The 11,403-nt window shown below is 56.9% G+C and carries 7 protein-coding genes; 2 read left to right on the plus strand and 5 right to left on the minus strand.

Annotated elements, in window-relative coordinates:
* Nucleotide 1 precedes the first annotated feature (1 nt).
* Nucleotides 2-1,030 (plus strand): M14 family metallopeptidase, encoded by a 1,029-nt coding sequence (locus GOB81_RS09065; protein WP_194299859.1) that lies wholly within the window; start codon nucleotides 2-4, stop codon nucleotides 1,028-1,030.
* A 75-nt stretch (nucleotides 1,031-1,105) separates the two neighbouring features.
* Here the strand turns inward: GOB81_RS09065 and GOB81_RS09070 are convergent, their stop codons facing one another.
* From GOB81_RS09070 to glyA, 5 genes are all read right to left on the minus strand, one after another.
* Entirely contained in the window at nucleotides 1,106-2,650 is a 1,545-nt protein-coding gene (locus tag GOB81_RS09070; RefSeq protein WP_408736917.1) for an efflux transporter outer membrane subunit, read from the minus strand.
* Between the two features lie 41 nt (nucleotides 2,651-2,691).
* Entirely contained in the window at nucleotides 2,692-3,876 is a 1,185-nt protein-coding gene (locus GOB81_RS09075; RefSeq protein ID WP_173570089.1) for an efflux RND transporter periplasmic adaptor subunit, read from the minus strand.
* Nucleotides 3,876-7,049 carry an efflux RND transporter permease subunit gene (locus GOB81_RS09080; RefSeq protein WP_173570090.1) on the minus strand — a complete coding sequence of 1,058 codons (3,174 nt, stop codon included), beginning with the start codon at nucleotides 7,047-7,049 and terminating at the stop codon, nucleotides 3,876-3,878. Before GOB81_RS09080 ends, GOB81_RS09075 begins: the two co-directional genes overlap by 1 nt.
* A gap of 518 nt (nucleotides 7,050-7,567) precedes the next feature.
* On the minus strand, nucleotides 7,568-7,792 hold the full coding sequence (locus tag GOB81_RS09085) for a hypothetical protein (RefSeq protein WP_173570091.1): 225 nt from the start codon (nucleotides 7,790-7,792) through the stop codon (nucleotides 7,568-7,570).
* A gap of 403 nt (nucleotides 7,793-8,195) precedes the next feature.
* Entirely contained in the window at nucleotides 8,196-9,485 is a 1,290-nt protein-coding gene (gene glyA, locus GOB81_RS09090; RefSeq protein ID WP_173570092.1) for a serine hydroxymethyltransferase, read from the minus strand.
* A gap of 166 nt (nucleotides 9,486-9,651) precedes the next feature.
* On the opposite strand from glyA, the gene GOB81_RS09095 reads away from it, so the two are divergent.
* On the plus strand, nucleotides 9,652-11,109 hold the full coding sequence (locus GOB81_RS09095) for an amino acid permease (protein ID WP_173570174.1): 1,458 nt from the start codon (nucleotides 9,652-9,654) through the stop codon (nucleotides 11,107-11,109).
* Nucleotides 11,110-11,403: the final 294 nt, after the last annotated feature.

The raw sequence follows: 11,403 nt of genomic DNA on the forward strand, positions 1-11,403 counted from the left end.
GATGAGGAAAAATCGTTTTCCTGAAACGGATTTTCCGGTCCGCAGCACCCCCGAACCCCGCATCTCCGACCGATTGCCATCCAATACGGCAAAACTTCCTTCATTTTCCATCGAACTTTCTCCTCCCGATCTGTCACGCTGGCAGGAAGGCAATACCGGCATCCCCGGCGTGCATCAGGTCCGCAGCCCGCACGCCGGTCCGCATGTCGCCATCACGGCGCTGATGCATGGCAATGAATATGCAGGCGCCATCGTACTGGCCGATCTGTTGCGTCTTGGCTTCGCTCCAAGGCAAGGCACACTTTCACTGATTTTTCTCAATCTTGAAGCTTTTTCGCGTTTTTCCCCGACTAACCCGATCCGATCGCGCTTCATGGACGAAGACATGAATCGCCTGTGGGGAAACGTTCACGGCAACCTGTCCCGCCCTTCCAGCGAAGAGCGACGTGTCCGGCAGCTTCTGCCCTATATCGAGACCGTCGATAGACTTCTCGATCTGCACTCGATGCTATGGCCAGCCGATCCCCTGATTCTGGCCGGACCCTCACAAAAGGGGATAGATCTGGCTGTCAGGACAGGCACACCGGCTCTGGTTATCGCCGATAGCGGGCATAGCGCCGGACCGCGCCTGATCGATCTGCCGCATTTCACCCGGCCGGACAGTCCCGCATGCGCGTGTCTGCTGGAAGGCGGTCAGCACTGGTCTTACGCCTGTCTGGAAACGACAAGGAAAACCGTCTCAAGTTTTCTTGCTATTTCAGAAAAAGACAGAAAAGCGACTGAGCCTCATCCCCCGCAGATCATTGCGGAGGTCACCCATCGCGTCACGGCACAGACCGGGCTGTTTACCTTCACACAATCCTTTCACGGGGGCGACATCATCGCCACACGCGGCACGCTGATCGCCACTGATGGTAATGACGAAATCCGCACGCCTTACGATAACTGCCTTCTGGTCATGCCCAATTTCCGAACCGCACGGCATCATACGGCAGTCCGTCTTGCTCGGGTCCAGTCGATGCCGACCTGAGCATCGCGGGTCATCGCCTGTCTTTTCCTGCCCTGACCGCCAGCATGCGATCAGGGCCTTCCCCCAAAGATTTTCTTAATGCGCTGACGTCTGCACAGCAGTGCCTTTCACGAGATTCTCGAACTGCTCGGGAGGTTGAGGCGCAATCCCACCGGCTGGTTTCGGAAAATGCAGATTGCCATACTGGAGCACATCAAACGTCATGGTCTCGTCCGGTGTCGGAAGCAGCCTGTCATTCCAGCCTCCGCCTACAGAACGAATCAGCCCGACCGTCGCCTGTTCCGCCCGAACGGCGACCTGCACTTCCGCGATACGCGCGTCGAGAGCGGCTTCCTGCGCGACGATTGCATCCAGATAGTTCGAGAGTCCTCCCTTGTAGAGCGTCATCGTCATGTTCTGCATATCGAGTGCCGTATCAACCGCGCCCTTGAGCTGCACATCTTCCTGACGCAGCAGACGCACCCGCGATTGCTCATCCTCCACTTCTCGGAAGGCGGAAAGCACGCTGGAACGATACGTATCCCGCGTCTCCCGATAGACGGACCAGGAATACTGAAGCGCCGCACGCCGGAGTCCGCCTTCGAAAATCGGCATGGACGCCGTCGCGCCATAACTCCACATGCTGTTCGCCAGCTTGGCCAGATCAAACCCGTTGGAGTCAAAACCGCCATTCGCATTCAGCGAAATATGCGGATAAAACGCCGCACGCGCCACGCCGATGGAACGATTGGCCTGAGCCATCACACGTTCAGCCGCAGCAATATCCGGACGGCGCTGAAGCAGTTCGGAAGGAATGCCAACGGGCACGGAGACCTGCCGAAAGGCGAAGATATCCCTTGGGCTGATATGAAAACTTTCAGGTGCGGTATTCGTCAGGATAGCGATGGCATGCTCAATGACTTCCCGCTGCGCACGGACATCCAGTTCCGCCGCCTGCGCCACGTAAAGCCGGTTCTCCGCACGGGCAAGATCGAGACGAGGGGCGGCCTGATTTTCAAGCTGCGTGTGCGTCATATCCACGGCTTTGTGATAATACGCGATGGACTGACGATAAATCGCATCCTGCGCGTCATATCCCCGCAAGGCGATATAATCGGTCGCCAGATCGGCCTCAAGGCTCAGACGGGCCCCTGCGAAATCAGCCGCTTTTTCCTGCGCGGCGAATTTCTGCATGCGCACCTGATTCCTGATCTCCGACCACAGATCAGGCTCCCATGACGCCAGGCCGCCATAAAACTCATCCGTCTGGGTTGTCGCTCCTTTATACCGGAAAAGCGCATCCGCTGACTGCTTGTTGTCGGTTGCTCCGAATGCCAGACCAAAATGTGGCAGCAGATCGGCACGTGCTTTCATGACCAACGAACGGGCCTGAACAAACCGCTCCGCAGCAGCCTGCAGGTCGGCATTCTGTGCAATCGCCCGCTGCTCCAGATCGTCAAGGACCGGATCATCCAGAAGCGTCCACCAGTCAGTGGGAATCTGCAATGTGGCTGGCGTGGCTTTTGCAAACGGGGCCTGTCCTGTCCAGCTGTCAGGCACGATGAACGTCGGCGCCTGATACTGTGGGGCAAGGTCGCATCCGGACAGAGCCAGAGCAGATGCAAGAGAGGCAGCGCCAATAAATCCTTTCCGGAGAACCGGCGAGAAGTATGGGAATGTCTTCACCCTTCGATCTCCTCATCCGTACGCTCATACCCCTTGGCTGGCTGCACGATCCTGACTTCCTGTCCGTCCAGAAGATCAGCCGGAGGATTGCGAATGATCCTGTCACCGGGCTGAAGTCCGGACAGCACGTCCGTATGGGTATCGGCCATCCTCCCCACCGATATGGAGTGAAAATGAACGTGGTTATCGCTGCCCACGACTGCGACCTGCATGCCGGATTCCTGAAAAACCAGTGTGGATGTCGGGATCTTCCAGACACCGCCTTCAGCCGGAGCCGCAAGATGGACGGATGCAAACGTTCCCGGCCAAAGCAGGTGGTCTGAATTATCGATCGTGAATTCCGTTACTGCCGTGCGGGTATTCGGGTCATACCCCTTCGCAATCGTCAGGAACTGCGCCTCGAAAGTACGCCCGGGAAACTGCGGCACCGACACCGTGGCCGTCAGACCCGGTTTCAGCATGTAGGAAAACACTTCCGGCACGGAAACGAACAGACGCATCTTGTGCATATCAGAGACGACGAACATCTGGTTCGCATCCCCATTCGTGGAATGTTCACCACCACCGGCGCTGACGTAATCCCCCACGTTAATAAGACGGGATGTCACGATGCCATCGAAAGGCGCCACAACCGTCTTGAATTTTTCAAGAGCCTCGAACCGATCAAGATTATGTTGGGAGGCCTCCATCTCGGCATAGCCGGATTTACGGTTTGCATCCGCCACCGATACGGACTGGCCTGAGACAGCCTGCGATTTTGCCATGGCGTGCCAGCGATCAGCGCTCACGACAGTCAGGTTGTATTTTGCCTCCTGCGCCTGCAGGTCAGCCTTGGCCTGCGCATACTGGGCGTCAAGACCCGGCGCATTGATATCAGCAAGGACATCCCCACTTTTCACTTCAGCACCAAAATCCTTGTACCACATCTTTACATATCCGGATGCTTGCGGATAAATCGGGGCCTGATACCAGGCCTCGATCGTTCCCGGCAGCGTCAGGGCCACCGTTTTCGCCCCCGGTTCCGGCGTGACGACCTCCACATTGGGAATGGCGTTGTAAGCCGTCACCTTCGCAACTTCGTGGGCGGAATAAAGCCGCCCGACGATGACGTAGCCCGATGCCAGAACTAGCACTCCCACGCAGATAAGCGGGCCGAAATATTTACGGCTTGAGCGCGCCATCACACGGTCTCCTTACGAGAAAATTTTCGGCTGTAGAGAATTGCATAAACACAGGGGACAAAAAGAAGGGTCGAAACTGTTGCCACGATCAGGCCACCGATGACCGCCTTACCCAGAGGGGCATTCTGGGAATTGCTGATCGACATGGGAATCATGCCGACAATCATCGCACTGGCAGTCATGAGGACCGGACGGATACGTCCGTACCCTGCTTCCAGTGCAGCCTTCAAAGGTTCTCCATGCTCTTCCAGCCGCTCTCGTGCATACGAAACCACGAGGATGGAATTGGCCGTTGCCGTTCCCATGCACATGATAGCCCCGGTCAACGCGGGCACAGACAAATGCGTGCGCGTCAGAAAGAGGCTCCAGGCAATCCCCGCCAGAGCACCGGGAAGTGCCGAGATGATGATGAACGGATCAAGCCAGGACTGAAAGTTCACCACAATCAGCAGGTAGATCAGAACGATGGAGACAACCAGGCCGCCCACGAGCTCCTTGTAGGCGGAACTCATTGTCGTGGCCTGCCCTTCGATATCCACGGCCGCTCCACGGGGAACATCCTTTTGCGAAGCTGCAACCTCTCGCTGCACGCCTTTCAGAACGGAACCGAGATCCGTGCCTTCCGCCGACACATAGATATCGAACGCCGGCATCGAATTGTAATGCGAGATTTCCCCCGGCGTGCCGACAGCCTTGATCCGGCTCATCGCACCAAGAAGCTGCATGGATTTCCCCGATGGATCACCATCGCCCTTGTCCACCGGGATGGTCAGAAGATCGTTGTAATGAGTCAGCTGATCCTGTGACACATATGTATTCAGCGTGAAGGTAACGCCCATTTTCGGATCGAACCAGTATTGCGGATCGACCTGCGAACTGCCCGCGAGAGTCATCAACTGGTTATCGGCAAGATCGCCCTCATCAATGCCCGTTGCCTGCTCGAACGTGCGATCACCCTCCACGAAGAGCGTCGGAGTCCTCATAGTCTGTTGCAGGGAAACATCGGCTGCGCCGAAAACTTTCCGAAGACGGTTGGCGAGTTCGACGGCGTAGTTATAGCCAGCGTGCAGATCAGGACCCGTGATCTTGACGTCGATAGGTGAAGGAGAACCAAAGTTCAGGATCTTCGCCGTCAGATCCGCAGGCTGGAACGTGAACACCGTGCCGGGGAAACTCGCCGACAAACCGCGGCGCAGGATGGCGCGATAATCCCAGACTGGTGATGCCGCGTCCGTCAGGGAAATCGTCAGGTCGCAATCCTGAGCGCCCAGTGTCGGCGTCGGAATGAATGCCTGATTATGCGGACCTTCCGGAAGACCACAGTTGCTGACAACATCATCGACTTTTTCGGGCAGAAGTTCTCCTATGCGGTCGCTGACCAGTGTGGCGATACGACTTGCCACCTCGATGCGCGTACCCAGAGGCGTGCGCATGTGCATCTGCAACTGGTCGGATTTGATCTCCGGAAAGAAATCGCGACCAGCTACAGTGTACAGTCCGCAAGACAGAACCGACACTCCAAGAAAGATGCTGACAAAAAGGTTTCGCCGGATAATCAGACGTTCCAGAAGCAACCCATAAGCCGTCCTGAAAGCGGTGAATTTCCGCTCGAATCCTTTCTGAAAGCGGGTAAAGGCGTTATTGCCATGAGGCAGCGCTTCATGTTCCTCACCATGCGCACCGGGGTGAACATGGCCAGCAAACAGGAACTTCGCCATTGTCGGCACAAGCGTTCGCGACAGGATGAACGACGCCACCATCGCGAAGATGATCGCCTCTGCCATCGGCATGAACAGCCACCCAGCGACACCATCGAGTTCGAACAATGGCAGCCACACAATGCAGATACACGTTGTGGAGACAAAGGTCGGGATAACGATCTGGTTCGCGGCGTCAATAATCGCGGATTCGAGATCCTTGCCCATTTCAAGATGCGTATCGATGTTTTCGATCATCACCGTGGCGTCATCAACAAGAATACCGACCGCAAGGGCAAGGCCGCCAAGAGTCATGACGTTGATGGTCTGCCCCACCCATCCCAGCCCGATGATCGAGCAGAGAATGGCCAGCGGAATGGAGGTGGCAATGATGACTGTCGAGCGCCATGATCCCAGAAACAGCAGGACCACAAGACCTGTCAGAGCGGCGGCTGTCGCCATTTCCCGCATCACATCATTGATCGAATCCTTCACGAAGCCGGAAGCATCGCTGAGAACGCTGATCTGCACGCTCGATGGCAGCACCGCCTGAAGGCGCGGCATCATTTTCTTCACGTTATCGACGACATCGAGTGTGGAAGCTTCACCGCTTTTCATGACGACCATGATGACGGCCTGTTTGCCCTTCACCAGAACGCTGTTGCTCTGGGGATGGCCACCGCGATACACTTGTCCCACATCGTGAATGTAGACCACGGCGTTTCCGACACGTTTGATCGGAATATCCGAGATGTCATCAAGACTTCTCGGAGTCGCATTGGTTTGCACCATCCAGTCCGTGGCACCGATTTTCTGATCACCAGCCGGTCGCACGACATTCTGACGGTCCAGCGCATTCTGCACATCCATTGCGGAAAGCTGATGGGCCTGAAGCTGCTGCTGATTCAGCGAAATCATGACGAAACTGTCCATGCCGCCATAAGGCTGCGGCACCACGGCTCCGGGGACCGTCACCAGAAGAGAACGCACGCGAATGAACGCGAGCTTCCACAAATCCGATGGCGTCATGGTGTCGGAGGTCAGTTTCAGCGTGATGACCGGCACTGAAGAGGCTTCCAACCGCATGATCATCGGTGCCGCGATATGTTCGGGAAGCTGCTGCAGCACGGTCTGGGAGATTGCCGTCACATCCGCTTCCGCCGCACCGATATCTGTGCCGGGCTGGAAATAGATTTTCACGATTCCACGTCCGTAGAAGGAATCGGCCTCCATATGCTCAATTCCCTCCACGGTGGAGGTCACCCCCTGCTCGAAATTGTACATGATGCGGCCGGAAAATTCGTCCGGGAGCATCCCCGAGTAGGACCAGACAACCGCGATGGCAGGAATCCGGATATTGGGGAAAACGTCTGTCGGCGTCTTCTTGATGGAAAGAAAGCCGAACATGACGATAAGAATCGAAAGGACGACAAAAGTGTAAGGCCGCCGCAGAGCGGTGACGACGATTGCATTCATCGAACTGCCTTGCCTTGAAAAATAGGGATCCGTCACCGCGCCAAAGAAGCAACAGTGCGCCTGACTGCTTGTCCGGCCGCATCGAGCGGCAGGCCATCAGACATCTTTTGACATATCTACTTTTGAGGAATGACTGATATAAAATTCTTTTTTAAATACCTGCATGCAACCTTTTTCCTCGCGGATATGCTGGTATTTCGAAGAATATTACTTTTCGTTCAGGCGCGGGGACATTCGCTTCCTTCAACCCGAAGGCGTCATCCTGCTGCCAAACGGCTTGATACGGGCCTCAACATCTTCGTGGTTGCGTCTCGCCTCGGGCCGAGTCCCGGAACGTCAGGATGCGGGATGCTCGCATGCATTGTTTGGGCAAATACGGGCTACTGTTTTGGAAAGCAGGCCAACCCTCCACCAAAAGTGTGGGGATCCCTTTTCCAAGGACGTCACGCAATGCGAGATAGTCTGACAATCCTCTTCATGGAAACCGCAAAGTAAAACAAAAAGCGCTTCCCAACACTTCACATGAGCGTGGTCAGAATTGAAAATACGCCCGAGGCAATTTTTCCGACGCGCTGGCTGCATCTGTTCTGCTGGAACAAACATGCAGACTTCGGTTGGTCTGCAATATTCGGACACTTGCCTGAAGGATGATATTCTCCAGCCGTCCCAAACAAGGTAACCGTGCGCGTCCTGCCCACAGCCTTATGCCAATCATGGGGGGTAAGCAGCGCCAGCGGCTTCATGCTTCCCAACTATCCGTAAAGCTCCTCGCTCTGCGGCTTTATCTCTCTGTGCCTGTAGTGATTTCTAAAGGTCAGTTTCACCGCCATCCCTGAGAAATCCGGGAAAGTATGGCGACACGTCCCCACCCTGATGGCCTTCTCACCGTCTGCCACATTTATTGTCGGAGTGGTACGGGCTCAGCTGCTTTATTCAACTCCAACTTTGCCGGAGAAGATCTCAAATACAGCCGAATTCTTTCTGCCTCATAGTACAGAAGAAATTTTTCTGAAAATTTACACTGATTTCCGGTGACCCGTCATAACCAGTCCAGAAGGCGGACCAATGACGTGATGGGGAAATGCTACGGAAATGAACTCCACGGTCTGGACCAGTCAAACGACTGGCCCAGAACTGTGAATGTTTTTACCGCTTATAGATAGGGAACTGCGTGCAGAGCGCCTTGACGCGCTCGTGGACAGCGTTCTCGACAGCCGCATCGCCCTCACCGCCGGACGCAGCCAGCGCGGTCAGCACTTCGTCGATCATCTCGCCGACCGCACGGAACTCCGCCTCGCGGAAACCACGCGCCGTCGCCGCCGGGCTGCCGAGACGAATGCCGGACGTGATCGCAGGCTTCTCCGGATCGAACGGCACGGCGTTCTTGTTCGCCGTGATACCCGCACGCTCCAACGCCTTTTCGGCGATCTTGCCCGTCACCTTCTTCGGACGCAGATCAACCAGCAGAAGGTGACTATCCGTGCCACCCGTCACGAGGTCGAAACCGCGCTCGACGAGCACTTCGCCCAGCACCTTCGCGTTCGCCGCGACAGCTTTCTGATACTCGGCAAACTCAGGCTGCAACGCCTCGCCGAACGCAACGGCCTTGGCGGCGATCACGTGCATCAGCGGGCCACCCTGTAGACCAGGGAACACGGCGGAGTTGATCTTTTTCGCCAGCACTTCGCTGTTGGTCAGGATCAGGCCGCCACGCGGACCGCGCAGAGTCTTGTGCGTCGTCGTGGTGACGATATCGGCGTGCGGGATCGGGCTCGGATACAGGCCAGCCGCTACCAGACCGGCGAAGTGCGCCATGTCCACCATCAGGAAAGCGCCGACCTCGTCAGCGATCTTGCGGAAACGAGCAAAATCGATGATCCGCGGATAGGCCGAGCTTCCGGCGACGATCAGCTTCGGCTTGTGCTCGCGGGCGAGGGCTTCCATCTCGTCATAATCGAGATAGCCGTCCTGCTTGCGCACGCCATACTGCACGGCGTTGAACCACTTGCCGGAATAATTCGGAGCCGCACCGTGCGTCAGGTGACCACCGGCGGCGAGGCTCATGCCCAGCACCGTGTCGCCCGGCGTCACGACGGCCATGAACGCGGCCTGATTGGCGTTGGCGCCCGAATGCGGCTGCACGTTGGCAAAGCCTACGCTGAACATCTGTTTCGCGCGCTCGATGGCGAGAACTTCGACCTTGTCGACCTCGGAGCAGCCGCCATAGTAGCGACGGCCCGGATAGCCCTCGGCGTATTTGTTCGTCAGAACACTGCCCTGAGCCTGCAGAACAGCCTCCGACACCATGTTCTCCGAGGCAATCAGCTCAATCCCGTCGCGCTGGCGCTCAAACTCGCTCTCAATCGCAGAGAATACCTCCGGATCAATAACACTCAGCGGGGACTGGAAAAAACGATGCAGATCCGTCTCGCTCACGTAGGGACTCCCTTGATTCCGAGCTCATTCACCATAACAGGCAGTCTCGTAACAAATAACTGACCCGAAACATGCCTTGCCGTTGGCGCGCTTGTAGCCTTTTCATAAAAGGAAAACCACACCCCTGCGCATGAACCGCTGTGGGGGAGAAAGGATGATCACCACGATGCTCCAGCCGGTCCGGCCCTCTTCTTCGCTTTTCCGCCGGAAACCCCTTGATGAAACCGCGACGGACAGCGGGCTGAAACGCGTTCTCGGCCCGGTCAGTCTTATCGCGCTTGGCATCGGCGCCATCATCGGCGCAGGGCTTTTCTCCCTTACGGGGATCGCGGCCGGCGATAACGCCGGGCCCGCCGTCACCCTTTCTTACATCATTGCGGCCGTTGCCTGCGGGTTCGCCGGGCTTTGTTACAGCGAACTTGCGAGCATGATCCCCGTGGCAGGAAGCGCCTACTCCTATGCCTATGTCACGATGGGTGAACTGATGGCATGGATCATCGGCTGGGATCTGGTGCTGGAATACGCAGTCGGCGCCGCCACCGTCTCCGTTAGTTGGTCCGGTTACGTGACGTCGTTGCTGGCGGGCTGGGGCATCCATCTGCCTGCGCGTCTGACCGTTTCCCCTTTCGAGACGATCCACCTTGCCGGTGGCGGCACGGTCCATGGCATCGCCAACCTCCCCGCCGCCTGCATCATCATACTCGTTTCCTTGCTGCTGATCCGCGGCACGTCGGAATCGGCGCGGGTCAACGCGGCCATCGTCGTCATCAAGCTGGCCGTGATCGCCGCCTTCATCGGGTTTGGCCTCCCCTGGATCGACACTGCCAACTATCATCCCTTCATTCCGCCCAATGCCGGGACATTCGGCCATTTCGGCTTCTCGGGCGTGATGCGTGCGGCTGGTACCATTTTCTTTGCCTATATCGGATTTGACGCCCTTTCGACGGCCGCGCAGGAGACGAAGAACCCGAAACGCGACATGCCCATCGGTATCATCGGCAGCCTCCTCATCTGCACGACCGCCTATGTCTGCTTCTCCTTCGTGCTGACCGGGATCGTGAATTACACCGACATGGCGAACGATCCCGCGCCCGTTGCCACAGCAATCGACAGAACGCACATCCTGTGGCTCCAGATCGCCGTCAAACTGGGTGTTATCTGCGGTTTCACCTCGGTTCTTCTGGTCCTGCTGCTGGGGCAAAGCCGGGTGTTCTTCGCCATGTCACGCGACGGCCTGCTGCCGCCGATGTTCAGCCACACACATCCCCGCTTTCACACACCCTGGTTGTCCAACCTGTTCTTCATGGCAGTCACCGGGCTGCTCGCCGCCTTCCTGCCGATTGCCGAACTGGGTCACATGACGTCCATCGGCACCCTGCTCGCCTTCGTCATCGTGTGCGCTGGCGTGATGGTACTCCGTCATCAGGCACCCGATCGGGAACGGAAGTTCCGCCTGCCCGGTGGCGCGACCATCCCGGTGCTCGGCATTATCTCCTGCCTGAGCGTCATGGTGTCTCTGGACGGGCTGACATGGCTGCGGCTTGTGGTCTGGCTGCTGATCGGACTGGCGATCTATTTTCTGTATGGCCGCAAGCGCAGTCTGCTGAATGGGAGGCCACGCTGAAAAACGGGCTGGAAACAGCATTGGCTTTTCTGACCCGGCAGCCTCTGAAGAATCGCTTCAAATATCGGCTTTTATTTACCTGTTTTTAAACTGTGCCGGACTTCATCCGTAGTCTGGCCATCGGGGCCACTAATACTAAGGCCCCCTGTCTAAAAAACATACGATATCGCCCCGACAACAGTGACAATAGAACGGAAGCATAAAAGCCGACGGAAAAATGTCTTTATGCGACACGCAATGCTGGTAAATTGATCAGTCGGGAGTATATACCTTCGCAGAGGCCGCGCTTTATCA

Origin of the sequence: Acetobacter conturbans (assembly GCF_011516755.1) — a bacterium.
GTDB classification, from domain to species: Bacteria; Pseudomonadota; Alphaproteobacteria; order Acetobacterales; family Acetobacteraceae; genus Acetobacter; species Acetobacter conturbans.

Excerpts from the sequence above, each read along its gene's own strand:
- GOB81_RS09085 (WP_173570091.1), bottom strand. The coding sequence starts at position 7,792 with ATGAAGCCGCTGGCGCTGCTTACCCCCCATGATTGGCATAAGGCTGTG.
- GOB81_RS09065 (WP_194299859.1), top strand. The coding sequence starts at position 2 with ATGAGGAAAAATCGTTTTCCTGAAACGGATTTTCCGGTCCGCAGCACC.
- GOB81_RS09080 (WP_173570090.1), bottom strand. The coding sequence starts at position 7,049 with ATGAATGCAATCGTCGTCACCGCTCTGCGGCGGCCTTACACTTTTGTC.
- GOB81_RS09075 (WP_173570089.1), bottom strand. The coding sequence starts at position 3,876 with ATGGCGCGCTCAAGCCGTAAATATTTCGGCCCGCTTATCTGCGTGGGA.
- GOB81_RS09095 (WP_173570174.1), top strand. The coding sequence starts at position 9,652 with ATGCTCCAGCCGGTCCGGCCCTCTTCTTCGCTTTTCCGCCGGAAACCC.